Genomic DNA, 26,159 nt, shown 5'->3' on the forward strand with positions numbered 1-26,159 from the left:
GATCACTGCCGAACGGGTTCGGCCGGCTCCGGACTCGGGAGCCGCGCGCTGCGCCGCCAGACCGGCACGAACACCGCAGCGACGGCGACCGCCACGGCGCTGGCGGCGAGGAGCGCCGCCGTCACGCCGGCCAGGGTCGCGATGAGACCCGCAAGGGCCGACCCCAGTGGCAGCGCCCCCCAGCTGATGACGCGCGACGCGGAGTGCACACGGCCGAGCAAGGCGGGCGGCGTGCCCTGCTGGCGGATGACGGCGACGAGGATGCGCCACACGCTCGATCCGGCGCCCGCGGCCACGAGCCCCGTCGCCACCACCCAGAGGTCGGCGCCGAGCGCGGACGGCAGCACGAGTGCGACGGTGCCCAGGCAATCGGCGAAGAGCAGCGCGCCGGTGCCGACGCGGTGGCGAAGCGCGCTCGCCGCGAGCGAGGCGGCGACGCCACCCGCGGCCATCGCCGCGAGCAGCCAGCCGTACCCGGCGGGCGTGAGCGCGAGCGGGCCCGGCGCCACGGCGTGGACGACGAAGACGGCGGCCCAGGCGCTCCACACGAGGTTCATCGCCGCGGTCAGCAGGGTGAGGTCGCGCTGCAGCGGATGCCCCCACAGGAACGCGAGTCCCTCGCGCACGCGGCCACGCGGTCGCTGGGACTGGAGCGCGGGCTCGGGCCCAGGCCCGGGCTCGGGCACGGGCTCGCGCGCAAGTGCGGGCGCGGGCGCTGGCGCTCCCCGCGTGACGCGGCGCACGAGCATGAGCGCGGCGACCGCAGCGACTGCGTACAACGCGCTGCCGGTGCCCGCGGCCAGTGCGGCGGAGGTGCCGACGAGCAGCCCCGCGAGCGGCGGCCCGGCCAACTGGTTCGCCGCGTTGACGGTGGCCTCCATGCGCGAGTTCGCCGACGTCAGCGCCGAGCGGGGCACCACGGCGGGGACCACCGCGATGAGGGAGGTGTCGACGAGCGTCTCGGCCACGCCGTAGACGACCGCGGCGCCGAGTACGAGCGGCACGATCGGGCCGCCGAGCGCGATGCCGAGGGCCAGTGCCCCCACGGCGACCGCGCGCCCCGCATTCGCGAGCACGAGGACACGCGGAACGTGCAAGCGGTCGACCAGCCACCCCGCGTGGAGGCCGAACACGGGCCATGCGATCGTCATCAGCGTCGTCACGAGCGCGATCTCGCCGGGCGACGCTCCCGCGCCCAGCGCGATGAGGGGCAGGGCGGTGAGCACGAGCCCGTCGCCGAGGTTCGCCGCGCCCGCGCCGAACCAGAGCCAGCGGAAGGCGGCCGTCACGACACTTCACCAATCAACGTCATTTCACTGGTGAGAGTAGGCCGGTCTGTGTATCCTGTCAACAGGCGTTCGGTGGTCAAGAGAGGGTGCATGGTGTTCGAGCATGTCGCGAACGCCCGGTGTCTCGAGCTCGCGAACTCGGTGCCCGACCGGCACGACGGCGATCGCGACTGGCTCGCCGACGCCGAGACCGCCGATGCGTGGGCGGCGACCCTCGGCCTCGGGCGGGTCGAGCCGCTCACCGGGCCCGACCGCGCGGCGCTCATCGACCTGCGCGAGGCGATCGTCGCCGTCTTCGGAGCGCACGTGCAGGGGGCTCCGATCGATCCCCGAGCGCTGGGCGCCCTGACGCGGGAGCACACGCGGGGGCTCGGGCGCCACGGGTACGTCGCCGAGGGCGGCGCCTTCCGCCGGGACTGGCCGGTCGTGTGGGACGGCCCCTCCCTGCGCGCCGCCTTCGCGGGCTCGGCCGTCGAGCTCCTCACCGATCCACGGCTCGATCGGGTCGGACAGTGCCCGAGCTGCGGGTGGCTCTTCGTCGACACCACGAAGAACCGCAGCCGACGCTGGTGCTCGATGGAGATGTGCGGCGGCCGCGACAAGGCGCTCCGCCACTATCGACGGCAGCGGGCCGGCGCGAGCGACTGAACGGCCGACCGGCCGGAGGCCGCACCTGCACGATCGGAACGCTTCGGCGCGCGCGACGTGGATCCGTGGTGGACTGGAAGGGTGAGCAGCGTGCGGCCATGACCGACCCGCGCCGGCCGCGCGACGACCTCGACGTCCGCGTGACCGGCGGTTCGGTGCGCGGTGCCGCGGATCGCGGCATGCTCGCCTGGCGCGGGATCCCCTATGCCGCCGCGCCCGTGGCCGCGCTGCGATTCGCGGCTCCGGCGCCGGTCGTCTCATGGAGCGGCATCCGGCCGGCGGTCGCGTTCGGCGCGGTCGCGCCGCAGACGCACCCGAATCCGCTGGTGCGTGCGACGTCGACGATCTCCGCCGCCGCGGAGGACTGCCTGACGGTGAACGTCTCGGCGCCCCCCACGTCGTCATCGTCGACGTCGTCCGCGCTACCCGTCATGGTCTTCATCCACGGCGGCGGCTACAGCTCCGGATCGTCGCAGGACTTCGCGGGGCAGGGCGAGAGCTTCGTGCGCACGGGCCGGATCGTCTACGTCAGCTTCAACTACCGGCTCGGTGCGCTCGGGTACCTCGACTTCACCCGCTACGCCACCGAGGAGCACGCGTTCGTCAGCAACCTCGGACTCCGCGACCAGGTCGCCGCCCTGCGCTGGGTGCGCGACAACATCGCCTCCTTCGGCGGCGATCCGGCCAACGTCACCGTGTTCGGGGAGTCGGCCGGCGGCAATGCCGTGACGACCCTCCTGGCGACGCCCGCGGCATCCGGCCTCTTCGCCCGCGCGATCGCGCAGAGCCCGCCGCCGAACGCGGTCTACCCGCCGTCGCTGACGGCACGCTGGGCCGGTGACTACGTGGAGATCCTGCGCGGCATCGTGTCGGGGGCCGCCGAGCCCGACGCGGGCGGAGCGACGGCGGCTGATCGGGCGGCGCGTGCGGCGGGCGACGTCGCTCACGTCATTCCGCCGTCGCCGCAACTGCTCCTCGCGGGCGCCTCCACGATCGACCTGGTCGCGGCGTGCGCCGTGCTGCAGGCGCGCACCCCCGACTCCGACCCCGGCGCGTTCTGCCTGGCACCGGTGGTCGACGGGGACTTCCTGCCGCGACATCCGATGCGCGCGTTCCGGGACGGACGGGCCCATCGGGTGCCGCTCATCATCGGCACGAACGACCGGGAGGGTTCGATCTTCCGAGGCCGCATCGACATCCTGCCGCGCACGCCCGATCGGATCGAGGCGCTGTTCGCACGGGCGCCCGCGCCAGCGCGAGCGAGCATGCACCGCGCCTACCCGGGGCTGCCGGCCCGGCGGCCGGCCGCCGACTTCGGCGGGGACTTCGGCTTCTGGTATCCGAGCACGCGCGTGGCCGACTTCCATTCGCGGCACGCCCCGGTGTGGTCGTACCGTTTCGACCTCGCGACCCGCTTGCTCAAGGTGCTCGGCCTCGACGCGACCCACGGCGTCGAGATGTTCGCCCTGTTCGACAGCACCGACCGGCCGCTCGCCCGGCTCATGACCGCGTTCGGCGGCTCCCGCGCCTACGTTGCGGCGGGGAAGCGCATGCGGGAGCCGTGGCTGCGATTCGCCGAGGGCCTCACGCCGACCGCGACGTGGCCGCGCTACGACGAGCGGATGCGGCAGACGCTCGTCATCGACCAGGAGGATCGGATCGAGGAGGACCCCCGGCGCGAGCGGCGCCGCGCGTGGAATCGCTTCCTCCCCTGGCTCGCGGGCTGATTCCGCCGAGCGCCTGCCGCCGGCGCCGGGCACCGTACGAGGGTCCGGGCCGGCCGGGCCTTCCCAATGTTGACGTCAACATATAAGGTCGAACCGCGGGGCATGTTGACGTCAACATGCCTCCATGACCCACCGACCGACCTTCCAACGGCGAAAGAGGACGACGTCAATGACGATGCACGGCAGACGGTTCCGACCACTCAGGCGACTCACCGCCCTCGCGACGGGCGCGGCCCTCGCGACCGGCGCGCTGCTCGCCTCCCCGATCGGGCAGGCCGAACCGGCCACGGCCGCCGACGGGCTCACGATCACGCCGAACCCGGCGTACCAGGGCGAGTCGTTCGAGGGATGGGGCACGAGCCTCGTCTGGTTCGCGAACGCGACCGGCGGCTACCCCGACGCGCTGCGGGAGGAGCTCTACCAGGCGGTGTTCGGCGAGGACGGACTCGACCTGAACATCGCGCGCTACAACATCGGCGGCGGCAACGCCTCCGACGTGGCCGACTACCTGCGGCCGGGTGGCGCGGTCGAGGGCTGGTGGGCTGCCGACGCCGACGGCTCCGCGGGCACCTACGGCGGCGTCGCCACGACGTACGCCGACCGCAGCGCCCTGCTCGCCGCCTGGAACGCAGACGACCCCGATTCCTACGACTGGTCGGCCGACGCGACCCAGCGCTGGTGGGTCGAGCGGCTCGCCGCCGACGACCAGATCACGCACTGGGAGACGTTCGCGAACTCCGCGCCCTACTTCATGACCGAGAGCGGCTACGTCTCGGGCGGGTTCAACTCGTCGTCCGAGCAGCTCAAGCCGGCGGCGCAGCAGCAGTTCGCGAAGTACCTCGTGAACGTCACCGAGCACCTCGAGGACGAGTACGGCATCTCGGTCGACACCATCGATCCGCTCAACGAGCCGAACACGAACTACTGGGGCACGACGCTCAGCAACGGCAAGCCGGTCGGCGGGCGCCAGGAGGGCATGCACGTGGGCCCGGCTCGCCAGGCGTCGCTCATCGACGCGGTGCATGCCGAGCTCGACGCGGCCGCCACGACGACGGATGCCGGGATCGCCGCGATGGACGAGACGAACCCCGGCATCTTCGCCACGAACTGGGCCGCCTACCCCGCCGCGACGCGCGCGAAGGTCGACCGCATGAACGTGCACACGTACGGCACCTCGGGGCGCCTCACCGTGCGCGACCTCGCCAAGCAGGCCGACACCGACCTCTGGATGAGCGAGATCGAGGGCAACTGGGTGACCGGCTACAACCCGCTCAGCATCGAGAACGGCCTCGGCATCGCGGGCCGCGTCATGGACGACCTGCGCGAGCTCGAGCCGAAGGCGTGGGTGCTGTGGCAGCCCGTCGAGGACCTCTACAACATGGAGCCGCAGGGCGAGAACTCCAACTGGGGCTCGATCTACCTCGACCTCGACTGCACGCCCTACGACGAGGCTGGCACCACGGTGTGGAAGTCCGCGCGCCGCGTCGCGGCGGCAGGCGGCGACTCGACGAAGGCGCCCGAATGCGGCGTCTCGATCAACTCGAAGTTCAACACCTTGCGCAACTTCACGAAGTTCATCCACGAGGGCGACCACCTCATGGCGGTCGACGACGTCTCGAGCACCGCCGCGGTGCGCGGCGACGGCACGGGGGCGACGATCGTGCACCGCAACACCGCGGCATCCGCGCAGCAGGTCACGATCGACCTGTCGAACTTCGGCGATATCGCCGAGGGCGCCACGGTGACCCCGGTGGTCACGACCCAGGCCGCCTCGCTCGACGACCCCACGTCGAACGCCCTCGTCGAGGGCGCCGCCGTCGCGATCGACCGCGAGGCGCGCACCGCGACCCTCACGGTGCCGGCCAAGTCGGTGACCACGTTCGTGATCGACGGCGTCTCGGGGGTCGCGGCCGAGGCCCCGGCACTGAACGACGGGCACCGCTACCAGCTCGTCGGCGGCCAGAGCGGCAAGGCGCTCACCGCCGCGGCGGGTGCGACGGGGGTCGCCACCACCATCACCGGACTCGCGACCGACCCCGCGCTCGCCGCGCGTCAGGCGTGGACCGTGCACGAGGTGGCTGCGGGCGACCGCGAGGCGACGCGACGCGTGGTGCTCGAGGCATCCGACGGCCGTGTGCTGGGTGCGACGAGTGCGGGCACCGACCTGCGCCAGGTGACGGCGGATGCCGCAGCCGCGACGCCCGCGACCCGCTGGATCGTGAACACGACCGACGGCGTTCGCTACTCGCTCGTAAACGAGGCGCTCGGACTCGCGCTCGACGTCGGCGGCCAGTCGACCGCGGAGGGCGCGACCGTGGGCGTGTACGGCTCGAACGGCGGCGCCAACCAGTCGTGGGCCCCGCTCGACCTCGCCCCGCTCGACGAGCAGACGGTCGCCGCGCGCACCCAGGTGGGCGTGGAACCGGTGCTGCCGACGACGATCGTGCCGCGATATCCGTGGGGCGCGGGCGCGCCGGTCGCGGTCGAGTGGCAGCTGCCGGATGCCGCGGCGTGGGCCGAACGCGGACGCGTCGAGGTGCCCGGCACCGCGACCGACGTCTTCGGCCAGCCGATCGCGGTGACCGCGCTCGTCGACGTGGGCGGGCTCACCGCCACCGATCCCGTGTCGATCACCGTCGCGGCGGGCGCCTCGCTCGCGGGCGTGCAGGCTGCGGCGCCCGCGACCGTGCCGGCCCGGGTCGGCGCCTCGGAGAACGCCTTCGACGTGCCGGTCACGTGGGACTGGTCGACCCTCACGGCCGACGACCTCGCCGAGGTCGGCGTCGTGCGGGTCTCGGGAACCGCGACCGCCGACGACGCGCAGTTGCCCGCACAGCTCGCGGTGCTCGTGACCGAGGGCACCCTGCGCAACTTCAACCCCGACACCGGCACGACCGCCTCGGCGAGCTCGACCGAGCCCGGCTACCCGATCGACCGCACCCGCAACGGCGTGCTCGACGACAAGGGCTGGTCGAACTGGGTGTCGGGCACCAAGCCGGCGCAGAGCACGCTGACGTACCAGTACGCGAAGCCCCACCAGGTGCAGCAGGTGACGGTGCGGTTCTACCGCGACGGCACCACGAGCTGGGCGCAGTCGATGCAGGTGCAGGTTCGCGGCACCGACGGCGCCTGGGTGGCGGCCCCCGGCTGGGAGACCGCGAAGCCGGTCGCGTCGCCCGCCGACGGCAGTGCGCCGATCGTGACGGCCGAGTTCGCGCCCGTGACCGCCACCGGCGTGCGCGTGATCATGAACGCCTACCCGGCGACGCACCTGATCGTTTCGGAGGTGCAGGTGTTCGAGTCGGTGCCCTCGCCCGCGGCGGTCAGTGACCTCGCGGTGCTGCGCCTCGACGGCGAGTCGATCGAGGGCTTCGACCCGGCGCGCACCTCGTACGAGGTCGACGTCGCCGGCGGACGACTGCCCGTCGTCGACGGGATCGCCGTCGACTCGGCGGCGACCGTGCGCGTCACGCAGCCGACCACCGCGAACGGCGGGGTCGCGACGATCGCGGTGACCTCGGCCGACGGCAGCGCCCGCACGGAGGTCACCGTCACGATCCGCAGGCACGCGGTGATCGACGGCCTGGCGCTCGTCGCGCGACCGCGTGTGGGCACGCCCATGTCGGCGACGGCCACGATCGACCCGGGCGACGGCGAGATCTCGTGGCAGTGGTTCCTGAACGGCGAGCCGATCGCCGGTGCGACGGCGCAGGCCTACACGCCGCAGACGAACGACGCGGGCAAGCAGCTCAGCGTGCGCGTCACCGTCTCGGCCGAGGGCGTGGAGCCGGCCACGGCCGAGAGCGATGCCCAGCGCATCGTGTCGCTGCACTCGCGCGAGCCGTAGCGAGCGGATGCCTCGGGGCCGATGCCGCGGGGTGATCGGGCGGTCGTCGCGTTCGTCGCGGCGGCCGCCCGCCGCGCTGTCAGGACGCGGCGCCGCGGTTCCAGGCCACGAGCTTGTCGGGGTTCACCGTGATCCACACGTTGCGGATGCGGCACTCGCCGTCGGCGACGCCGGCAGCGCCCGACTCCGTGCCGAGCGACACGGTGCCCACCACGAGGTCGCCGGCGCGCACGACGAGCCCGAGCTCCCCGTTGACCTCGAGCTCCTCGACCGCGAGGTCGGGGGCCTTCCGCAGCACGCCGAGCAGGAACCGTGCGACGTTGTCGGCGCCGACGATCGGCCGCAGCGCGGCGCGCACCCTGCCGCCGCCGTCGCTCACCGACGTGACCTCGGGGTCGAGCAGGGCGACCAGCGCATCGAGATCGCCGTGCTCGCACGCGAGGCGGAACGCGCGCACGAGCCGTGCGTGCTCGGACGCCTCGGCCGGCCGGACGCGCAGTTCGCGGATGTGCCGCCGTGCCGAGGAGGCGAGCTGTCGCGTCGCATCGGGGGAGCGGCCGACGATCTCCGCGATCTCGGCGAACGGCACCGCGAAGACCTCGTGGAGCACGAACGCGACGCGCTCCGCCGGAGTCAGGGACTCGAGCACGACGAGCAGCGCCATGCTCACCGAATCGTCGAGGGTGATGCGGTCGAGCGGATCGATCGCCGGCGCCGACGCGGTCGCGGCATCCGTCGCCGTCGGCAGGGGCTCGGGCAGCCACTCGCCCACGTAGCGCTCACGCCGGGCCCGCGCCGAGTCGAGGATGTTGAGGCAGATCCGCGAGGCCACCGTCGTGAGCCAGGCACGTGGCCGCTCGATCGCCGCCCGCTCGTCGTCGCTGAGCTGGAACCAGCGCACGTACGTCTGCTGCACCACGTCCTCGGCGTCGTTCGCCGAGCCGAGCATGCGCACCGCGAGGTTCATGAGGTGGCTCCGCTCGTCGAGGAGCTCGCCGAGGGACTCGGACCCGGTCTCGGACTCGCGCATGGTTCCTCCCACCTGCCTGCACCTCACATTCCACGACGCCACCCGGTCGTATCAAGTGTGAACACGACATCGCGACGCGTCATCCTCTGGATCCTCAACGCCATCGGCGCCCTCGTGGGCGTCTGGGCGCTCCTGCTGCCGCACGAGTTCCACGCATCGTTCCCCGGGCTGGGCTTCGGTGCGTGGGTCGCGGCCGACGGGCCGTTCAACGAGCACCTCCTCCGCGACGTCGGGGCGCTGTACCTCGCGCTCGTCGGCGCGGGTATCGTCGCAGCACTCAATCGGCGCGCGGACGCCGGGGTCGCCGTGGGCGTCGCCTGGCTCGTGTTCTCGGTGCCGCACCTCGCCTACCACGCGGCGCACCTGCAGGGACTGCCGCCGCTCGACGCGATCGGGCAGCCGATCGCGCTCGCGGCGACCATCGTGCTCGCGGTGCCGCTCGTCGTGCCGCCCCGATCGCGAAGCAACCGCACCGCATCGATTCGCACCACCCAACCCGAACAGGAGACCATCCGATGAAGATCGCCGTCGCAGGAGGAACCGGAACCGTCGGACGACACGTCGTCGACATCGTGCGCGAGCGCGGCCACGACGGCGTCATCCTCACGAGGTCGACCGGCGTCGACCTCGTCGCAGGCGACGGACTCGCCGACGCCCTCGCCGGCGTCGACACGGTGATCGACGTGTCGTCGACCGAGACACTGTCGGATGCCGCGTCCCGCGCGTTCTTCGGAGCGGTCACGCGCAACCTGCTCGCGGCCGAGGTCGACGCCGGTGTCGGCCACCACGTCGCGCTCTCCATCGTGGGGACCGACCTGGCGCCCTACGGCTACTACGCGGGGAAGCTGCTGCAGGAGCAGCTCGTCGCGGCCGGACCCGTGCCGTGGACGATCCTGCGCGCCACCCAGTTCCACGAGTTCTGCGCGCAGCTCGTCGGGCGGATGAAGGTCGGCCCCGTCGTCGTCGTGCCCCGGATGCAGACCCAGCCGGTCGCGGCGCGCGAGGTCGCCGAACGGCTCGTCGCCCTCGCGACGGGCGCACCGGCGGCGAGGGCGGCCGATCTCGCGGGGCCGCGCGTCGAGCGGCTCGCCGACATGGTGCGGCGGTACCTGACCGGCGCGGGGCGCCGCGAGCGCGTCGTCGAGGTGCCGCTGCCCGGCGCCTACGGCAGGGCGATGCGCGACGGCACGCTGCTGCCGCGCCCCGGCGCGGACCTCGGCGTGCAGACGTTCGACGAGTGGGTGGCGGCGGTCCCGGCCGCCGTGTGAGGCGCGCGTCGACGTCAGCCGACGGCGGCGAGGGCGTGCGGAAGCTCCGCGCAGAGCTCGCCGGCGAGGAACCCGAGCGGCGCGATCCGTTGCGACAGGCGGTCGCCGGCGTCGGCGTGCAGGTACGTGGCCCAGACGGCGGCCTGCGCGGCGTCGGCGCCCCGGGCGAGGAGCCCGGCGACGGCGCCCGCCAGCACGTCGCCGCTGCCCGAGGTGCCGAGTCCCGGGCCGCCCGCATCGACGTGCCACGGGCCGTCGCCGTGCGGTGCGGCGATCTCGCCGTAGCAGCTCGTCGCCGCGCCGTACCGCGCGGCGATCCGTGCCACCGCCTCGGCGACGTCGTCGACGTCGCGGCCGAGCAGGATCCCCGCCTCCTCCGTGTTCGGGCTCAGCACCGCCCGGCGCGGCAGCACGAGGTCGTCGAGCTCGGGAAGCACGCCCAGCGCGAACGCGTCGAGCACGAGGCCGGTTCGCTCGCCCATCGCGACGTGGACCGCCTCGACGAGGAGCCGGGCGAGCCGCGAGTCCGCGATTCCCGGGCCCACGAGCACGGCGTCAGCCGTCGCGAGCTCCTCGCGCACCTCGTCGGTGAGCAGGCGCCGCGGACTCGGCTCCTCGCCCATCGCGAGCACGCCCGCCTCGGGCACCGCGACCGCGACCGGCACGGCGATCGACTCCGGCGTGACGAGCGTCAGCCGCCCCGCGCCCACGCGCAGTGCCGCGAGGCCCGCGAGCATGACGGCGCCGGGGGACTGCTCGGAGCCGCCGACCACGACGATGCGGCCGCGGGCGTTCTTCGAGTCGCCCGGCGGCGGGAGCGGCCAGCCGCGCAGCATCCGCTCGTCGACGCGCACGGGCTCACTGCGGGGCGACATCTTCGTCTCCCGGATGCGCCGTGACGGGTGCGCCCTCGACCCGCAGGTGCCCGACCATGCCGAACTCGACCAGGCGGAAGCGGCCGTCGACCCGTTCGAGGTGCGTGACCGAGGCGTTGCCCACCACGTTCGCCTGCGCGAACTCGAGCAGTTCCGCCTCGGTGAGCCCGAGGAGCACGTAGAGCGACACCATCACCACCGCGTCGTGCGCCATGATGAACGCCCGCTCGCCCGCCGTGGCCTCGAAGTCGGCGAAGAACGTGCGCAGCCGGAGCGCCACGTCGGCCCACGATTCGCCGCCGGGCGGCCGGTGGTAGAACTTGCCGAGATGCCGGCGGCGGGCGAGCTCGCCCGGGAACCGCGCCTGCACCCCCGTGCGGGTCAGCAGGTCGAGCACGCCGAGCTCGCGATCGCGGATGCGCTCATCGGAGTACACGACGCTCGCCCCGTGCTGTTCGCCGAGTGCCACCGCGAGCGTCTCGCGGGCGCGCGCGTACGGCGAGCTCCACAGCGTGTCGATCCCGGGAAGGCGGTCGTGCAGCCAGCGACCGAGCGCCTCCGCCTGCTCGACGCCGGTGGGCGAGAGGGGCACGTCGGCATCGCGGAGGTCGAGCGGGATCACCTCCGCGCCCTCGGTTTCGGCGCGGGAGGCGGCGACGTTGCCGACGCTCTCCCCGTGCCGGGCCAGCCACAGCTCTCGCACCACGTGGTCCTCCGTTCGCGAAGATCGCTCCGATCCTCTCGCGGCCGGGAGGGCGGCGGAACCCCATGGCGCTGGGCGCCGTGACGGGGTAGGGCGGCTGCCGGCTGCCGGATGCCGGATGCCGGATGCCGCGGGGGCGAGCGCGTGCCGAGGGCCGGACCGCCGTGCGGCTCAGTCGCGCCGGGGCGCAGCCGTGCTCTCGCGCACGACGAGTTCGGTGGACACGAGCGTCGTGCCGCGTCGCTCGCCGGCCTCGACCTCGTGCACGAGGGCCTCGACCGACAGCCGGCCGACCTCGCCGAAGAACTGGTGCACCGTGGTGAGCGGCGGCCAGAAACTCGCCGACTCGGCCATGTCGTCGAATCCGACCACGCTCACCTCGTCGGGCACCGCCCTGCCGGACTCGTGCATGGCGCGCAGCACGCCGAGCGCCATCTGGTCGTTCGCCGCGAACACCGCGGTGACCTCGGGGTCGCGGGCGAGCTCGAGCCCGAGCGCGTGGCCCGACTCGCTCGACCAGTCGCCGACGAGCACGGGCGGCACCTCGGCGCCGTGGGCGCGGAGCGTGGACTCCCACGACTCGCGCCGCCGCTCGGCGGAGTAGGAGCGCTCGGGGCCGGCGACGTGCCACACCGTGCGATGACCGAGACCCAGGAGGTGCTCGGTGGCGAGCCTCGCGCCGTGCGCCTGGTCGGTGTCGACCACGGGGTAGCGGTCGCGTCCCCGGGAATCGACGATGACGACGGGCAGGTCGGGCGGCAGCTCGACGTCGGTCTCGTCGAGCAGGTGCGCCTCCACGATGATGATGACGCCGTCGACGGCCTCCTCGCTCAGGCGGTGGAGGGCGACCGAGACCTCGCCCTGCGTCGGATGCGGCACCGGGATCAGGGTGAGGGAGTACCCGGCGTCGGTCGCGGCGACGGCGATCGCGTCGAGCGTGCGCATGTTGCCGTAGGTCGACAGGGTGAACATGATCACGCCGATGCTGTGGAAGCGGCCGGTGCGCAGCGCCCGCGCGGCGCTGTTGGGCCGATATCCGAGCTTGCGCATCGCGGCGAGCACGCGTTCGCGGGTCTCGGCGTCGACGTTGGTGCGGCCGTTGGAGACGCGGGAGACGGTCTGCCCGGAGACGTTGGCCTCGCGGGCGACGTCGGCCATCGACGGCCCGCGTCGGCGGCCGGCGGGCGCCTCGGTCGGGTTGGTGGTCGTCATCGCGGTCTCCCTCGCTGTTGTGGCGATCATACGCGTCGACTGGCGCATGTTGACGTCAACATGCTACGGTGGCCGCATCGCATGTTGACGTGAACATGCAACCCGATTGGAATCCCGAATGACAACGACGTCCCCTCCGACGCAACTGGCGGCGCCCACCGAGCCGCGCGCCCGGCGCAGCCGAACGCGCAACCGGAGCGAGTGGAAGGGCCTCGCGTTCGTGGCGCCGTTCCTGATCGTGTTCCTGCTGGTCTTCATCGCACCGGTCGTCTACTCGGTGTACCTCAGCCTGTTCCGCGAGCAGCTCATCGGCGGCAACGCCTTCGTCGGGCTCGACAACTACCTCGCGCTCCTGGCCGACCCGCAGTTCTGGGAGGGCTTCGGGCGCGTGGTGCTCTTCCTCCTGGTGCAGGTGCCGATCATGCTCGGGCTCGCGCTCGTGGCGGCCCTCGCGATCGACAGCGCCCGGCTGCACGCCTCCGGCTTCTTCCGCATCGTGATCTTCCTGCCGTACGCGGTGCCGGCCGTCGTCGCCGTGCTCATGTGGGGCTTCATCTACGGCGACAACTTCGGGCTCGCCGCGAACCTCAACGACTGGCTCGGCAGCGAGGTCGTCACGCCGTTCGCCCGCAACTGGATCCTCGTCTCGATCGGCAACATCGTCACCTGGGAGTTCGTGGGCTACAACATGCTCATCTTCTACTCGGCGCTCCGCGTCATCCCCACCGACCTCTACGAGGCGGCGGAGCTCGACGGCGCCGGTCCCATGCGGGTGATCACCGGCATCAAGCTCCCCGCCCTGCGCGGCGCCATCGTGATCGCGACGATCTTCTCGATCATCGGCAGCTTCCAGCTCTTCAACGAGCCGAACATCCTGCGCACCCTCGCGCCGAACATCATCACCACCTACTTCACGCCGAACATGTACGCCTACAACCTCTCCTTCGCCGGCCAGCAGTACAACGCCTCGGCCACCGTCGCGATCGTCATGGGCCTCATCACCGCCGTCATCGCCTACGTCGTGCAACTGCGCGGCTCGCGGAAGGAGGAGCGATGAGCACGACCGTCGCCCCCGAGGTCCGGCCGTCCGACGAGACGCGAGCGGATGCCGCATCCGCTCGCCGAACGCCGCGCCGCACCCGGCGCCACCGCAACTCGCCGCTGCGCCCCCGCAAGTCGGTCGCCTTCACGCTCATGATGTCGATCTTCGTGATCTACAGCCTCGTGCCGCTCGCCTGGCTCGTCATCAACGCGACGAAGACGCAGAGCGGACTCGTCTCGAGCTTCGGTCTCTGGTTCGACGACGACTTCGTGCTCTTCCAGAACATCTGGGAGACGCTCACCTACCGCGACGGCATCTTCGTGCGCTGGTTCGGCAACACGCTGCTCTACGTGGTCCTGGGCGCGGGCGGCGCGACGCTGCTCGCGACGCTCGCCGGCTACGGCTTGGCGAAGTTCCGGTTCACCGGACGCCGCGCGATCTTCGCGGTCGTGCTCGGCGCGATCGCCGTGCCCGGCACCGCGCTCGCCGTGCCGACCTTCCTCATGTTCAGCCAGCTCGGGCTCACGAACACGCCGTGGGCGATCATCATCCCGTCGCTCATCAGCCCGTTCGGCCTCTACCTGATCTGGGTCTATGCAGTCGACTCCGTTCCCACCGAGCTGCTCGAGGCGGCCCGCATGGACGGCGCGGGGGAGTTCCGCACCTTCTTCACCATCTCGATCCGGCTGCTCGCGCCCGGCATCGTCACGGTGCTGCTCTTCACGGTGGTGGCGACCTGGAACAACTACTTCCTGCCGCTCATCATGCTGAGCGATCCCACCTGGTACCCGCTCACTGTGGGCCTCAACCAGTGGAACGCGCAGGCGACCGGCGTCGGCGCGCAGCCCATCTACAACCTGGTGATCACGGGCTCCCTGCTCACGATCATCCCCATCGTCGTCGCGTTCCTCGGCCTGCAGCGGTTCTGGCAGTCGGGGCTCAGCGCCGGAAGCGTCAAGCAGTGACCGAGCGGCACTGCGCGGCGGCCCACCACCCACCGCTCACCCGGAGCGTCCTGCCCCGGATCGCATGGCACAACGAAGTGAAGGGAAACATCACATGAGCATCGCTCGTTCCGCCGCCCGGCGGACCCTGTCGGTCGTCGCGGCCGCAGCCCTCGTCGGCTCGCTCGCCGCGTGCTCGGCCGGAGGCTCCGACGCCGCCGGCTCGGCCACCGACCTCGACGCCGCACTCGAGGCCGGCGGCAAGCTCACCTACTGGAGCTGGACCCCCAGCGCCGAGGCGCAGGTCGCCGCGTTCGAGAAGGCGTACCCCAACGTCGACGTCGAGCTCGTCAACGCCGGCACCAACACCGAGGAGTACACCAAGCTCCAGAACGCGATCAAGGCGGGCTCGGGCGCACCCGACGTCGTGCAGATCGAGTACTACGCCATCCCGCAGTTCGCCCTCGCCGACTCCCTCGTCGACCTGAGCGCGTACGGGCTCGACGACCTGGAGGACCAGTACAGCGCCTCCACGTGGGGCAGCGTCAACGTCGACGGCAAGCTCGTCGGCCTTCCCCAGGACTCCGGCCCCATGGCCCTGTTCTACAACGCGAGCGTCTTCGACCAGTACGGCATCGCGGTGCCCACCACGTGGGACGAGTACGTGCAGGCCGCCCGCGACCTGCACGCCGCCGACCCGACGAAGTACATCGCGAGCGACACCGGCGACTCGGGCTTCACGACGAGCATGATCTGGCAGGCCGGCGGCCGCCCCTTCGGCATCGACGGCACCGACATCACGATCGACCTCGCCGACGAGGGCACCCAGAAGTGGACGGGCGTCTGGAACCAGCTCGTGCAGGAGGACCTGCTCGCGACCACCCCCGGGTGGAGCGACGAGTGGTTCAAGGGCCTCGCCGACGGCTCGATCGCCTCACTCGTGATCGGCGCCTGGATGCCCGGCGTGCTCGAGTCGAGCGTGCCCGACGCCGCCGGCGACTGGCGCGTCGCGCCCATGCCGACCTACGACGGCACCCCCGTCGCGGCGGAGAACGGCGGCGGCGGCCAGTCGGTCGTGAAGCAGAGCAAGAACCCGGCGCTCGCCGCCGCGTTCCTCCGCTGGCTCAACAGCGACCCCGAGTCGATCGACATCTTCCTCGAGAGCGGCGGCTTCCCGTCGACCACGGCCGACCTCGAGGACCCCGACTTCGTCGGCCTCGACTACGACTACTTCGGCGGCCAGAAGATCAACGAGGTGCTGACCCAGGCCTCGAAGGACGTGGCATCCGGCTGGTCGTACCTGCCCTACCAGGTGTACGCCAACAGCATCTTCGGCGACACCGTGGGCCAGTCGTACGCGAACAAGGTCGACCTGGACGAGGGCCTCGCCGACTGGCAGGACCAGCTCGTCGAGTACGGCAACTCGCAGGGCTTCACCGTCGACAAGTAGCGTCATCCGCCTGAGGCCGGCCGGGCGAGCTCGGCCGGCCTCCCGCATTCCACGATCACACTCAGAACACCCCAGAACGGATGCCAGTGACCGCCCCCTCCCGCTTCGCCATCGGCGCCACCGACTTCGAGCTCGACGGCCGGCCCCACCGCATCCTCGCGGGGGCACTGCACTACTTCCGCGTGCACCCCGACCAGTGGGCCGACCGCATCCGCAAGGCCCGGCTCATGGGCCTCAACACGATCGAGACCTACGTGGCGTGGAACGCGCACGAGCAGCGCCCCGGCGACTGGCGCGCCGACGCCGGCCTCGACCTCGGGCGCTTCCTCGACCTCGTCGCGGCCGAGGGCATGCACGCGATCGTGCGGCCCGGCCCCTACATCTGCGCCGAGTGGGACAACGGCGGGCTGCCCGCGTGGCTCTTCCGCGACCCCGGGGTCGGCGTGCGCCGCTTCGAGCCGCGGTACGTCGCCGCCGTGAGCGAGTACCTGCGTCGCGTCTACGACATCGTCGTGCCGCGGCAGGTCGACGCGGGCGGTCCCGTGATCCTCGTGCAGATCGAGAACGAGTACGGCGCGTACGGTTCCGACGCCGAGTACCTCGCCGAGCTCGTGCGCGTGACGCGCGACGCCGGCGTCACGGTGCCCCTCACGACGATCGACCAGCCGACCCCGCAGATGCTCCGCGACGGCAGCCTGCCGGGCCTCCACCTGACGGCCTCGTTCGGCTCGCGCGCGGCCGAGCGCCTCGCGACGCTGCGCGAGTTCCAGCCCACCGGTCCGCTCATGTGCATGGAGTTCTGGTGCGGCTGGTTCGACGACTGGGGCTCGCACCACCACACGACGGATGCCGCGGCATCCGCTGCGGAACTCGACGCGCTGCTCGCGGCCGGCGGATCCGTGAACGTCTACATGTTCCACGGGGGCACGAACTTCGGGCTCACGAACGGCGCCAACGACAAGGGGCGCTACGCGCCGATCACCACGAGCTACGACTACGACGCCCCGCTCGACGAGGCGGGCAACCCGACCGCCAAGTACTGGGCGTTCCGCGAGGTCATCTCCCGCTACGCCGACGTGCCCGATGAGGTTCCGGATGCCGCCGTGAGCGCGCCCGAGCTCGTCGCGCCGCTCGCCGTCGGACCCGCGCTGCTCGAGGTCGCGGGGCGCCTCGGCGACGAGACCCGCCACGAGCGCGTGCCCACCTTCGACGAGCTCGGCCACGACCGCGGCATCGCCCTGTTCGCGACCCGGCTCGTACGCGGCGGCCCCGGCGTGCTCACGGTGGGCGAGGAGGTGCGCGACCGAGCCTGGGTGCTGCTCGACGGGGTGCCCGTCGGCGTGCTGGCGCGCGACGCGCACGAGCGGGCCGTCGTGCTGCCCGACGCTCGAGGCGAGCTCGTGATCCTCGTCGAGGACCAGGGGCGCGTCGACTACGGCGCGCGCATCGGCGAGCACAAGGGCCTCATCGGCGGCGTGCAGCTCGACGGCGTCGAGCTCACCGGCTGGTCGGTGCGGCCCGTCGACCTCGACCGCGTGCCCGCGCTCGCCGCCCACGGCACGGCGACCGGATTCCCCGCCGGGCCGGTGCTCGCCCGCGGCGAACTCGAGCTCGACGCACCGGCCGACCTGTTCCTCGACACCCTGCACTGGGGCAAGGGCCTCGCCTGGGTCAACGGGTTCCTCCTCGGTCGCTACTGGCGGCGCGGACCGCAGCGCACGCTCATCGTGCCGGCGCCCGTGACGCGCGCGGGCGCCAACGAGGTCGTGCTGCTCGAGTTCGAGGCGATCGCCGCGCCCGAGATCCGCACGCTCGCCGCGCCGGAACTGGGGCACACCGAGATCTGACGGAGATCAGACGGAAGAGCACGGGTCGCCTCGGTGTTTCCCCTCACATGGCCGATGACGTGGCCGCTCGACGAGGAGGGATATCGCATGACCGAGCACACGGATGACACGGGGCAGGCGGATCGCACTGCGGCAGCGCAGGCAGGCGGGGGCCGGGTGCGCCAGTTGCGGCTGGTCGTCGAGGCGGCGGACTTCGACGAGGCGCTCGCGTTCTACCGCGACGTGCTCGGCATGCCGCAGCAGGAGGCGTACAGCGGTGACGACGGCGCCCAGGTCGTGATCCTCGACGCCGGACGTGCGACGCTCGAGCTCTCGAACCCGGCACAGGTGCGCTTCATCGACCGTGTCGAGGCGGAGGGGCAGCGCAGCGACCGGCTGCGCGTCGCGCTCGAGGTCGACGACGCGGCATCCGTCACCGCCGAACTCGTCGACGCGGGAGCCGAGCTCATCGCCGAACCTCGCGAGACGCCGTGGCGCTCGATGAACTCGCGCCTCCGCGGGCCGGCGGCGCTGCAGTTGACCCTCTTCGAGGAGCTCGACTGAGCGCTGCGCGGATGCCGCGGCGCGCGACGATCAGCGCGCAGTCACGCGGTGCTGCACCGCAACGACGTGCATGGGCAGGCCCGAGGGATCGGTCGCGGACGCGCCGGTGTCGACCGCGACCGGAACCCCGCCGACCAGCACACGGGCCGCCCCCGTGACCCAGCGGCCCGAGGTGCACGGTGGCGCCGCGTCCGCTCGCCTGCAGGAGGTGACGACGTAGGCGGAGTCGGCGGTGACCACCGGACGGCCCCCGACGAGCACCCGGGCGCTCGGCGTCGTCGGTGCGGCCGATCCGCCGTGCGGGCACATGAGCACCGCCCAGACGTCGATGATCCGACCCATGATCGTCGCGCCCTCACGTGACGGTGAGGGCGCCGTTGTTGAGGTCCACCGAGGGCCCGGCCAGCTCGACCACCGCGCCGAGGCCGTTCGCGATCACGACGCCGGCGGCGCCGAGTGTGATGCTCGCGCCGCCCGAGGTGGCCAGGCGCACCTCGTCGGCCGGGAGCGGCTCCCACGTGCCCACCCAGATCGGGAAGTCGACGTCGCCCTGCTCGAACTCCACCCAGACCCCCGTGCCGATCGCCGGAGGCTCGAACACGCCGGCCGAGGTGCCTCCGATCGGGAGGCAGGGGAGCGCCCACCCGAGGGGACCGGCCGCAACGGCCGGTACCTCGACCTGGATCCGCCCCCGCTGCAGGGGATCGAGGTTGCCGACGCAGGTACCGCGGTGCTTGCCGAAGAACCGGAGCTGCGGGTCGGGAGGATTCATGTCTCGGCTCCGTTCACCTGGGGGTCCCGACCGCGGTCGCGGTGGGTGCGGTGGCGCCCGCGTCGGCGTGCACGGGGAGCTCGCCGAGCAGCTCGGGCGGGCAGGCGGCGGCTGCGGCATCCGGCCCGGCGACCGCCGCGAGCCGGCCGAGCGTCGTGAGGGTGCGCACGCGGTCGCCGCGCGACCAGTAGGCGCCGACGAGGCGTCCGAGCGCGGCGGACTGGTGCGCGTGGTCGTCGGCGTCGTCGGCGAACGACAGCGCCTCCTCGAGGAGCGGCACGGCGCGTCCGGGGTCGCCGCGGCGGGCCGCGCCGGCGCCCGCGGTGTCCGCGGCGCCCGACGCGCGGTCCGCGGCGAGCAGCAGGCTCCGTACGGCGCAACGGGCGTCGCCCACCCGCCGGAACGTCGCGACGAGCTCATCGAGGGTGAGCGCGGCATCCGGAACCCCGAGCCGCTGCTGCACGAGGGCCGCGTGCGCGAGTTCGTGCTCGTTGCCGACCCGGCTCGCGTAGTCGACGCACTCCGCCGCCCACCGGGCCGCGCGATCGACCTCGCGCCCCGACTGCTCGGCGACCGCGGCCATCATGTACCGCGCGTTGTTGACGTGCATGCCGTCGCCGACGGCCGCGTACAGCCGCACGGCCGTCTCGAGCTCGGCGAGCGCCGCGTCGTCGTCGCCGATCGTCGGATCGTGCAGTGCGATGCCGCGCATGTGGTGGATCGCCGCGAGGTCCCAGTCGTCGCCGACCCGCACGGCGAGGCGCTCGGCGATGTCGAGATGCTCGAGGGCCGACTCGACGCGGTGGCGGTAGGCGTCGGCGACGCCCGCGAGGTGGTGCGCCGCCATCCGGGAGCGCGAGTCGTCGCCGGCGATCGCGAGCGCGCGCTCGGCGAGGTCGTCGACGAGCGGCAGTTCGAGGAACACGATCGCGAACCCGAGCACCAGCAGCTGCTGCGGGTCGGCCCCGGCGAGCACGCGCTCGTCGCGCGCCGCCATCGCGATCGTGCGCACGCTGTCGACGTCGGAGCCGTACTGCTCGACGCCGATCGAGAGCGCCGTCGCGAGGGGGAGCGCCGCGGGGTGCCCGGCCGCGATCGACCAGCGCAGCGCCGCGTTCACCTCGGAGCACAGCCGGATCGACTCGCGCATGGCGTCGACGCTGTCGTCGACGCGCGCTCGCGAGGCGAAGTCCGACGCGACGGCGGCGTGGTAGTCCGCGTGCCGGGCGAGCACCTCCCGGATCACGCCCGGATCGGTGCGGGCCCGCACGAACTCGCGCATCACGGCGAGCAGCCGGAACCGCCGGGGGGTGCCGCCGGCGGGCACGATGAGCGAGTGGTCGAGCAGGCGCAGCAGCACGCCCTCGGCGCCCGCGTGCGTGACGGCCGTGGCGAGGTCGACGTCGAAGCTGCGGGGGAGCGCACCCAGCCGGCAGAGCACGTCGCGCTCCTCGTCGGTGAGCAGGTCCCAGGTCCAGTCGAAGGCGGTCTCGAGGGTGCGGTGCCGCCCTTCCGGCTCGGCGCGGTCGAGGGTCGCGAAGTCCCGGTCGAGCCGCTCGCTGAGCTCGTCGAGCGAGAGGTGGCGTGCGACGGCGGCGGCCAGCTCGATCGCGAGCGGGAGTCCGTCGAGCCGCGCGCACACCCGGGCGGCGAGCTCGCGGTCGGCGGCGGAGGGCATCGCCGTGCCCGTCGCGTCGAGGCGGTCGAGGAACATGGCCACCGACGGGGCGTCGGCGCCGCCCACGTCGAGCGGGGCGAGCGGGAACACGAACTCGTCGCCGTCGCCGATGGGCGTGCGCGAGGTGTTCAGCACCCGCAGGCCGGGCACGGCGACGACCAGGCGGGAGACCGCGTCGCGCACCGCGCGCCCCACGCGATCGACGTTGTCGAGCACGAGCAGGTACGGATGCGACGCCAGTGCGACCGCGATCGACGAGATCACGTCGGCTCCCGGCCCCGCCTCGAGGTCGAGCACCCGCGCGATGCGGGCGACGACGTCGTCGGGATCGGCGTGCTCGAGCTCGACCACGATCGGCACGCGGTCGCCCGTCCGCGCGAACTCGAGGGCGAGCCGCGTCTTGCCCACGCCGCCCGGACCCGCGATGGTCACGCAGTGGTGGCGCTGGACGGCCGCGGCGAGCCGCTCGAGGTCGCCGGAGCGACCGACGAACGCGTTGTGCGGCACCCGCACCGACACCTCGTGCTCGCGCCGCTCGCCGGCCGCCGCGATGAGGTCGGCACGGCGCTCGGCGCCGAGCTTGCGGCGCAGTGCGGCGATGTGGCTCTCGACCGTGCGCACCGAGATGAACAACTCCGAGGCGATCTCGGGGTTGCTCAGCCGCCGTCCGACCGCGGCGAGGATCGCGCTCTCGCGCGGCGTCAGTGCTTGCCCCGGCACAGTGCCGATTGTAGGAGCGCGGCGGCGGCGCCGCACCGGGGCGGACACCGAGATGACGCTCACGCCGTCGCGGGCCTCGGCCGGCGGGGCAGCAGGGCGCGGATGCCGCGGCGCGGGCGCGCGGCATCCGTCACCCCCTGCGCCGGGTCGGTGGGCTCGGCCTCGCGTGCCGCGGCGAGCTCGGCGGCACGCTCGGTGGCGCGCTCCGCGATGACGCGACGGCGCTCGAGCTCCTGCAGCAGGCGCTGCTCGCCCTGCTCATGGATGTGGAAGACGAAGTAGTCCTCGCTCAGGTACATCGGATTCTCCTGGTGGTGCGTGGTGCGTGGTGCGTGGTGCGCGGTGCGGGTGCGTGGCGCGCGGGGCGGGCACGTCAGCGCACCCGCGCGGTGACGAGCAGGTATTCCCACTCGAAGGCGGTGCCGGGGTGTCCGGCGCCGTGCTGCCGGGCGAGCTCGGCGAGGGCCGCGTCGAGGGCCTCGACCTGTGCGGGGTCGTCGGCGATGCGGTGGTAGACCGCGATCGTCGGCCCGTAGTGCGTCTTGAAGTAGTCGCGGAAGGCCTCGGGCGTGGCGAGCACGTCCATGCCGATGGTGCGGCGCTCGGCGGTGACATCCGTCACGCGGTCGCCGAGCAGCTCGCGCACGTGCTGCTCGTCGCCCCAGAGCGGCGCCGGCTGGGCGCCCTCGGGAAGCGGCGCCGCGTACGGCTTCATGGTCTTGAACATCTGGCCGATGAAGCCCTCGGGCGTCCAGCTGAGCAGGCCGATACGGCCGTGCGAGCGGGTGACGCGCACGAGCTCGTCGGCAGCCTGCCGGTGGTGGGGCGCGAACATGACGCCGACGCACGAGAGCGTCACGTCGAACGCGTCGTCGGCGAACGGCAGCGCCTCCGCGTCGGCCTCGCGCCATTCGAGCTCCACTCCCGCCTCGGTGGCACGACGCCTGCCGGCCTCGAAGAGCTCGGGCGCGAGGTCGCTCGCCACGACCGCGCCGCCACGGAGGGCGGCGGGGATCGCGGCGTTGCCCGAGCCCGCGGCCACGTCGAGCACCCGGTCGCCCGGGTGCACGCCGGTGGCGTCGACGAGGATCGGGCCGAGGCTCCAGATGAGCTCGGAGGCGAGTGTCGGGTAGTCGCCCGACGCCCACATGGCGCGGTGCTTCGCCTTCAGCGCACGGTCGGCGTCGGTGTCGGTGACGCGCACGGGCTGGGCCGTGCCGGTCTCGGCGGGGGTCGCGATGTCGGTCATCGGTGTCTCCTTCGGGTGAGCGGATGTCTCGGTATCCCCAGCGTGCGCTCGCCGCCGTGTCGCGTCATCCGTGTGCTCCACGGAGATCTGCACGGAGCGGTACCGAGATCACGGACGCGCATGCGGAGGTCCACGCGGGCCCAGCCGCCGCCCGACCGCCCGCGCGCGGGACCGTCACCCGCCCGGCCCCCGGCGCCCGTCCAGCAGGGCTCGCCTAGGCTGGAGGGCATGCTGCTCGCCCTCATCCGCCACGGACAGACCGACTGGAACCTCAACGGACTCATGCAGGGGCGCACCGACATCCCGCTCAACGACACGGGTCGCGGGCAGGCGCTCGCCGCGGCATCCGCGTTCGCAGCCGACCCGTGGGACGTGGTCGTGAGCTCGCCGCTCGTGCGGGCCCGCGAGACCGCGGAGATCCTCGCGTCGACCCTCGGCCTGCCGCTCGGCGGCAGCTACGACGACCTCGCCGAGCAGGACTTCGGCGCCGCCGAGGGCACGCCCGTCTCCGAGCTGCTCACCCGCTGGCCCGACCGCGACTTCGCCGGCAAGGAACCCGACGCGCACGTGGGCCCGCGTGGCCTGCGCGGCCTCGACCGCATCGTGCGCGACCACGGCGGCGCGCGCGTGCTCGCGGTCGCGCACGGCACGCTCATCCGCCACACCCTCGCCGAGATCACGGGCCACGAGGCGCGCGACTACCCGCGGCTCGACAACCTGTCGTCGTCGTTCGTTCGGCGAGCGGATGCCGCGTGGCAGGTGCTCACCGTCGGCGGCACGCCGTTCGACGCGGTGCTGCCCGAGCTCGAGGCCGCCGCCGCGTAGTCGCGCCCTTGACGCGGGCGAGCGTGCGTGGTCGCATGACCGCATGGACGACGCGCTGCCGGAGCTCATCGACGACGACGCGCTCGACGACCTGGAGCGCGAGGCCGTCGGGCGGCTCCGCGGGCGGGTGCTCGAGGTGGGCGCGGGGGAGGGCGAGAACTTCGGCGCGTTCCACGCCGACGTCGAGTGGATCGGCCTCGAGCCCGACGACGAGCGCCGCGCCGAACTCGCCACCCGCGCTCGTGCGTGGGGCCACCGCGCCGAGCCGCTCGCCGCGAAGGCCGAGCGCATCCCGCTGCCCGACCACTCGGTCGACGCCGTCGTGGGCACCTACGTGCTCTGCTCGGTCGACGACCAGTCCGCCGCGCTCGCCGAGGTGCGGCGCGTGCTCGTGCCGGGCGGCCGGATCCTGTTCGTCGACCATGTCGCGGCGCCGCCGCACACCCTGAAGCGCGCGGTGCAGCGCATCGCCACGCCGATCACCCGGCGCTGCTGTCACGGATGCCACTGGGACCGCGACACCGAGGCGGCCCTCGTCGCAGCGGGCTTCACGGGTGACGACGTGCGGCGGGTGCGGGTGCCGTCGTTCCCGTTCGGACCGACGCGCGTGCTGCTGTTCGGCGGGCACACGGGCCCCGCCGACCCTCCCACCGCGCACACGGAGGACTCATAGGCGAGGCACAGCCCACGCATCGGCGCGGCCGGGGCGGCCCCGGCAGCGTGGTGTCCGACGAGACCCGCGTCGAGCAGCGGCGGGCCGAACGAGAGGGAGCCACCATGACCACGAAGCCGACCGACCCCCGATGGATCGACGAGCACGGCGAGGAGATCGACGAGGACCACCGCGGCCTCGTGTACGACATCCGCACGCTCGTCGACCGGCGCCTCGCGCTCGGCATCTTCGGCGGGGTCGGCCTCACGGCCCTGCTCGCGGCCTGCTCGTCGGCGTCGCCCGAGCCGGGCGCGAGCGCGACCGGTTCGGCGTCGGCGACCGCCACGGCGAGCCCCTCCGCGAGCGCGTCGGCCGCGGCATCCGGCCCCCTCGCCGAGGTGCCCGACGAGACGGGCGGCCCCTACCCGGGCGACGGGTCGAACGGCGTGAACGTGCTCGACGACTCGGGGATCGTGCGCAGCGACATCCGCTCGAGCTTCGGCTCGTCGACCACGGTGGCCGAGGGCGTGCCCCTCACGATCGAGCTCACGGTGCGGGATGCCGCGACCGGCAGCGCGCTCGTGGGCGCCGGCGTGTACCTCTGGCACTGCGATCGCGACGGCGGGTACTCGCTCTACAGCGACGGGCTCGCGAACGAGAATTATCTGCGCGGCGTGCAGGAGACCGACGCGATGGGCACCGTGCGCTTCACGTCGATCTACCCGGCCTGCTACGCGGGCCGCTGGCCGCACATCCACTTCGAGGTCTACTCGGATGTCGCGAACGCCGTGGCCTCGGGGCCGATCGTGAAGACCTCGCAGATCGCCCTGCCGGCCGAGGTGAACGACGTCGTCTACGCGACCGGGGGCTACGAGTCGAGCGTGCGGAACGTGTCGCAGGTGAGCCTCGCGAGCGACAACGTGTTCGGCGACGACCAGGGCATCCACCAGATCGCGAGCATGTCGGGATCCGTCGCGAACGGCTACACCGCGGCGCTCACGATCGGGGTGTGATCCCGGTCGGCCGGGCCGGCGGGTCGTCGGGTCGGCGGGTCGGCGGGTCGGGCAGCGCCGGCTGCGCTCAGATCGACGCGTCGATGCCCTCGACCGGAGCGACGGCGTACGAGGTGGTCACGAGGATCGGCAGGTGGTCGGACGAGCCGCGCGGCAGCGTCTCGACGTTCTCGATGTCGAAGCCCACGGAGGTCGCGAGGTCGAAGTGCCCGCGGAAGAACTTGTAGCGCGTGTAGGTGCGGCTGTCGCTCAGCGTGAGCTCGTAGCCGTGCTCGCGCACCTTCTCGGCCAGGTTCTCCTTGAACAGGGGGTAGTTGTAGTCGCCCACCATGAGGGTGGGCAGGCCCGGGCCCATCAGCTGCAGCTCGTCGAGGGCCGACTTGATCTGGTGGCGGCGCAGCGAGTTGAGGGCGGTCAGCGGCGCGGCGTGGAACGAGGCCACCATGAACTCCCGCTCGGCCTGCAGGTCGTGCAGGCGCACCCCGATGAGGCGCTCGTTCGCGGGCCGCAGCACGTGGTCGTGGAGCGACTTCTTCAGGGCGAAGGAACGGACCGCGCGGAACTCGAACCGGTCGGGCCGGTAGTACACGGCGAGGCCGAGCCGGTTGCCGGTGGTCGCCGTGGCGAGCTCGAGGTCGGCGAGGTGCTCGGGCATGTCGGCCGTGTCGCACTCCTGCAGGCAGAGCAGGTCGGGGGCGTATCGCTCGTTGAGCGCCGCGAGCTCGCTGACGGCCCGGTGCTTCCGCAGGTTGTAGCTGACGACCTTCACCGTCACAGCCTAAGCGGATCGGAGGGGATCCGATGGGACGGAGGTCACGGGTCGGA

At 72.9% G+C, this 26,159-nt stretch carries 24 protein-coding genes; 13 read left to right on the plus strand and 11 right to left on the minus strand.

The genetic code is table 11. The features are described from left to right. Positions 1 to 2 precede the first annotated feature (2 nt). Positions 3 to 1,289, minus strand: a complete 1,287-nt coding sequence (locus tag EDM22_RS01580; protein WP_122935254.1) for an MFS transporter — start codon at positions 1,287 to 1,289, stop codon at positions 3 to 5. A 90-nt stretch (positions 1,290 to 1,379) separates the two neighbouring features. Here EDM22_RS01580 and EDM22_RS01585 point away from each other — a divergent pair, with 90 nt between their 5' ends. The 3 genes from EDM22_RS01585 (at position 1,380) to EDM22_RS01595 (ending at position 7,511) form a co-directional block, all read left to right on the plus strand. Next, on the plus strand, positions 1,380 to 1,937 hold the full coding sequence (locus EDM22_RS01585) for a CGNR zinc finger domain-containing protein (protein ID WP_122935255.1): 558 nt from the start codon (positions 1,380 to 1,382) through the stop codon (positions 1,935 to 1,937). Between the two features lie 98 nt (positions 1,938 to 2,035). Beyond that, positions 2,036 to 3,664, plus strand: coding sequence for a carboxylesterase/lipase family protein (locus tag EDM22_RS01590; RefSeq protein WP_122935364.1), 1,629 nt, complete (start codon positions 2,036 to 2,038; stop codon positions 3,662 to 3,664). Between the two features lie 169 nt (positions 3,665 to 3,833). Next, positions 3,834 to 7,511 (plus strand): glycoside hydrolase, encoded by a 3,678-nt coding sequence (locus EDM22_RS01595; protein WP_122935256.1) that lies wholly within the window; start codon positions 3,834 to 3,836, stop codon positions 7,509 to 7,511. Between the two features lie 79 nt (positions 7,512 to 7,590). On the opposite strand, the gene sigJ is transcribed toward EDM22_RS01595, so the two are convergent. Beyond that, positions 7,591 to 8,541: an RNA polymerase sigma factor SigJ gene (sigJ, locus tag EDM22_RS01600; RefSeq protein ID WP_122935257.1), complete on the minus strand. Its 951-nt coding sequence runs from the start codon at positions 8,539 to 8,541 to the stop codon at positions 7,591 to 7,593. A gap of 57 nt (positions 8,542 to 8,598) precedes the next feature. On the opposite strand from sigJ, the gene EDM22_RS01605 reads away from it, so the two are divergent. Further along, on the plus strand, positions 8,599 to 9,060 hold the full coding sequence (locus EDM22_RS01605; RefSeq protein WP_245989091.1) for a hypothetical protein: 462 nt from the start codon (positions 8,599 to 8,601) through the stop codon (positions 9,058 to 9,060). Next, positions 9,057 to 9,809: an SDR family oxidoreductase gene (locus tag EDM22_RS01610; protein WP_122935258.1), complete on the plus strand. Its 753-nt coding sequence runs from the start codon at positions 9,057 to 9,059 to the stop codon at positions 9,807 to 9,809. Before EDM22_RS01605 ends, EDM22_RS01610 begins: the two co-directional genes overlap by 4 nt. Before the next feature lie 14 nt (positions 9,810 to 9,823). Here the strand turns inward: EDM22_RS01610 and EDM22_RS01615 are convergent, their stop codons facing one another. From EDM22_RS01615 to EDM22_RS01625, 3 genes are all read right to left on the minus strand, one after another. Beyond that, complete coding sequence (locus EDM22_RS01615; protein ID WP_122935259.1) at positions 9,824 to 10,684, minus strand: NAD(P)H-hydrate dehydratase; 861 nt, start codon at positions 10,682 to 10,684, stop codon at positions 9,824 to 9,826. Further along, positions 10,668 to 11,390 carry a histidine phosphatase family protein gene (locus EDM22_RS01620; protein WP_342768485.1) on the minus strand — a complete coding sequence of 241 codons (723 nt, stop codon included), beginning with the start codon at positions 11,388 to 11,390 and terminating at the stop codon, positions 10,668 to 10,670. Before EDM22_RS01620 ends, EDM22_RS01615 begins: the two co-directional genes overlap by 17 nt. A gap of 168 nt (positions 11,391 to 11,558) precedes the next feature. After that, positions 11,559 to 12,599 carry a LacI family DNA-binding transcriptional regulator gene (locus EDM22_RS01625; RefSeq protein WP_245989092.1) on the minus strand — a complete coding sequence of 347 codons (1,041 nt, stop codon included), beginning with the start codon at positions 12,597 to 12,599 and terminating at the stop codon, positions 11,559 to 11,561. 118 nt (positions 12,600 to 12,717) lie between these two features. Here EDM22_RS01625 and EDM22_RS01630 point away from each other — a divergent pair, with 118 nt between their 5' ends. The 5 genes from EDM22_RS01630 (at position 12,718) to EDM22_RS01650 (ending at position 18,425) form a co-directional block, all read left to right on the plus strand. After that, positions 12,718 to 13,656 carry a carbohydrate ABC transporter permease gene (locus EDM22_RS01630; RefSeq protein WP_122935260.1) on the plus strand — a complete coding sequence of 313 codons (939 nt, stop codon included), beginning with the start codon at positions 12,718 to 12,720 and terminating at the stop codon, positions 13,654 to 13,656. Next, the gene (locus EDM22_RS01635) at positions 13,653 to 14,606 is read left to right on the plus strand and encodes a carbohydrate ABC transporter permease (RefSeq protein ID WP_122935261.1); all 954 of its coding nucleotides are present in this window, start codon (positions 13,653 to 13,655) and stop codon (positions 14,604 to 14,606) included. The genes EDM22_RS01630 and EDM22_RS01635 overlap by 4 nt, the downstream gene beginning before the upstream one ends. A gap of 94 nt (positions 14,607 to 14,700) precedes the next feature. Continuing rightward, a complete protein-coding gene (locus EDM22_RS01640) occupies positions 14,701 to 16,035 on the plus strand; it encodes an ABC transporter substrate-binding protein (protein ID WP_170963967.1) in 1,335 nt (444 codons plus the stop codon). A gap of 80 nt (positions 16,036 to 16,115) precedes the next feature. Continuing rightward, positions 16,116 to 17,882 carry a glycoside hydrolase family 35 protein gene (locus EDM22_RS01645; RefSeq protein ID WP_122935262.1) on the plus strand — a complete coding sequence of 589 codons (1,767 nt, stop codon included), beginning with the start codon at positions 16,116 to 16,118 and terminating at the stop codon, positions 17,880 to 17,882. Between the two features lie 87 nt (positions 17,883 to 17,969). Next, on the plus strand, positions 17,970 to 18,425 hold the full coding sequence (locus tag EDM22_RS01650) for a VOC family protein (protein WP_122935263.1): 456 nt from the start codon (positions 17,970 to 17,972) through the stop codon (positions 18,423 to 18,425). Between the two features lie 30 nt (positions 18,426 to 18,455). Here the strand turns inward: EDM22_RS01650 and EDM22_RS01655 are convergent, their stop codons facing one another. From EDM22_RS01655 to EDM22_RS01675, 5 genes are all read right to left on the minus strand, one after another. Next, the gene (locus EDM22_RS01655) at positions 18,456 to 18,767 is read right to left on the minus strand and encodes a hypothetical protein (protein WP_122935264.1); all 312 of its coding nucleotides are present in this window, start codon (positions 18,765 to 18,767) and stop codon (positions 18,456 to 18,458) included. A 13-nt stretch (positions 18,768 to 18,780) separates the two neighbouring features. Continuing rightward, entirely contained in the window at positions 18,781 to 19,197 is a 417-nt protein-coding gene (locus tag EDM22_RS01660) for a phage baseplate assembly protein V (protein WP_122935265.1), read from the minus strand. 13 nt (positions 19,198 to 19,210) lie between these two features. Then, complete coding sequence (locus EDM22_RS01665) at positions 19,211 to 21,595, minus strand: ATP-binding protein (protein WP_170963968.1); 2,385 nt, start codon at positions 21,593 to 21,595, stop codon at positions 19,211 to 19,213. Positions 21,596 to 21,654: 59 nt separating this feature from the next. After that, positions 21,655 to 21,894, minus strand: a complete 240-nt coding sequence (locus tag EDM22_RS01670; RefSeq protein ID WP_122935267.1) for a hypothetical protein — start codon at positions 21,892 to 21,894, stop codon at positions 21,655 to 21,657. Positions 21,895 to 21,968: 74 nt separating this feature from the next. Further along, positions 21,969 to 22,844 carry a class I SAM-dependent methyltransferase gene (locus EDM22_RS01675; protein WP_122935268.1) on the minus strand — a complete coding sequence of 292 codons (876 nt, stop codon included), beginning with the start codon at positions 22,842 to 22,844 and terminating at the stop codon, positions 21,969 to 21,971. 228 nt (positions 22,845 to 23,072) lie between these two features. On the opposite strand from EDM22_RS01675, the gene EDM22_RS01680 reads away from it, so the two are divergent. The 3 genes from EDM22_RS01680 to EDM22_RS01690 all read left to right on the plus strand — a co-directional run bounded on the left by EDM22_RS01680 (position 23,073) and on the right by EDM22_RS01690 (position 25,334). Next, positions 23,073 to 23,669, plus strand: a complete 597-nt coding sequence (locus tag EDM22_RS01680; RefSeq protein WP_212591857.1) for a histidine phosphatase family protein — start codon at positions 23,073 to 23,075, stop codon at positions 23,667 to 23,669. A 43-nt stretch (positions 23,670 to 23,712) separates the two neighbouring features. After that, positions 23,713 to 24,342 carry a class I SAM-dependent methyltransferase gene (locus EDM22_RS01685; protein ID WP_170963969.1) on the plus strand — a complete coding sequence of 210 codons (630 nt, stop codon included), beginning with the start codon at positions 23,713 to 23,715 and terminating at the stop codon, positions 24,340 to 24,342. Positions 24,343 to 24,446: 104 nt separating this feature from the next. Continuing rightward, positions 24,447 to 25,334 (plus strand): intradiol ring-cleavage dioxygenase, encoded by an 888-nt coding sequence (locus tag EDM22_RS01690; RefSeq protein ID WP_122935270.1) that lies wholly within the window; start codon positions 24,447 to 24,449, stop codon positions 25,332 to 25,334. A 67-nt stretch (positions 25,335 to 25,401) separates the two neighbouring features. Here EDM22_RS01690 and EDM22_RS01695 read toward each other — a convergent pair whose 3' ends face one another. Further along, on the minus strand, positions 25,402 to 26,103 hold the full coding sequence (locus tag EDM22_RS01695) for an endonuclease/exonuclease/phosphatase family protein (RefSeq protein ID WP_122935374.1): 702 nt from the start codon (positions 26,101 to 26,103) through the stop codon (positions 25,402 to 25,404). Positions 26,104 to 26,159 lie beyond the last annotated feature (56 nt).

The sequence above is a fragment of the Agromyces tardus genome (assembly GCF_003710805.1).
Classification (GTDB): Bacteria; Actinomycetota; Actinomycetes; order Actinomycetales; family Microbacteriaceae; genus Agromyces; species Agromyces tardus.

Coding starts and splice junctions, on each gene's coding strand:
- EDM22_RS01660 (WP_122935265.1), bottom strand. CDS start 19,197: ATGAATCCTCCCGACCCGCAGCTCCGGTTCTTCGGCAAGCACCGCGGT.
- EDM22_RS01680 (WP_212591857.1), top strand. CDS start 23,073: ATGCTGCTCGCCCTCATCCGCCACGGACAGACCGACTGGAACCTCAAC.
- EDM22_RS01650 (WP_122935263.1), top strand. CDS start 17,970: ATGACCGAGCACACGGATGACACGGGGCAGGCGGATCGCACTGCGGCA.
- sigJ (WP_122935257.1), bottom strand. CDS start 8,541: ATGCGCGAGTCCGAGACCGGGTCCGAGTCCCTCGGCGAGCTCCTCGAC.
- EDM22_RS01640 (WP_170963967.1), top strand. CDS start 14,701: ATGAGCATCGCTCGTTCCGCCGCCCGGCGGACCCTGTCGGTCGTCGCG.
- EDM22_RS01675 (WP_122935268.1), bottom strand. CDS start 22,844: ATGACCGACATCGCGACCCCCGCCGAGACCGGCACGGCCCAGCCCGTG.
- EDM22_RS01610 (WP_122935258.1), top strand. CDS start 9,057: ATGAAGATCGCCGTCGCAGGAGGAACCGGAACCGTCGGACGACACGTC.
- EDM22_RS01615 (WP_122935259.1), bottom strand. CDS start 10,684: ATGTCGCCCCGCAGTGAGCCCGTGCGCGTCGACGAGCGGATGCTGCGC.
- EDM22_RS01670 (WP_122935267.1), bottom strand. CDS start 21,894: ATGTACCTGAGCGAGGACTACTTCGTCTTCCACATCCATGAGCAGGGC.
- EDM22_RS01685 (WP_170963969.1), top strand. CDS start 23,713: ATGGACGACGCGCTGCCGGAGCTCATCGACGACGACGCGCTCGACGAC.
- EDM22_RS01625 (WP_245989092.1), bottom strand. CDS start 12,599: ATGACGACCACCAACCCGACCGAGGCGCCCGCCGGCCGCCGACGCGGG.
- EDM22_RS01590 (WP_122935364.1), top strand. CDS start 2,036: ATGACCGACCCGCGCCGGCCGCGCGACGACCTCGACGTCCGCGTGACC.
- EDM22_RS01595 (WP_122935256.1), top strand. CDS start 3,834: ATGACGATGCACGGCAGACGGTTCCGACCACTCAGGCGACTCACCGCC.
- EDM22_RS01655 (WP_122935264.1), bottom strand. CDS start 18,767: ATGGGTCGGATCATCGACGTCTGGGCGGTGCTCATGTGCCCGCACGGC.
- EDM22_RS01630 (WP_122935260.1), top strand. CDS start 12,718: ATGACAACGACGTCCCCTCCGACGCAACTGGCGGCGCCCACCGAGCCG.
- EDM22_RS01585 (WP_122935255.1), top strand. CDS start 1,380: ATGGTGTTCGAGCATGTCGCGAACGCCCGGTGTCTCGAGCTCGCGAAC.
- EDM22_RS01690 (WP_122935270.1), top strand. CDS start 24,447: ATGACCACGAAGCCGACCGACCCCCGATGGATCGACGAGCACGGCGAG.
- EDM22_RS01645 (WP_122935262.1), top strand. CDS start 16,116: ATGCCAGTGACCGCCCCCTCCCGCTTCGCCATCGGCGCCACCGACTTC.
- EDM22_RS01635 (WP_122935261.1), top strand. CDS start 13,653: ATGAGCACGACCGTCGCCCCCGAGGTCCGGCCGTCCGACGAGACGCGA.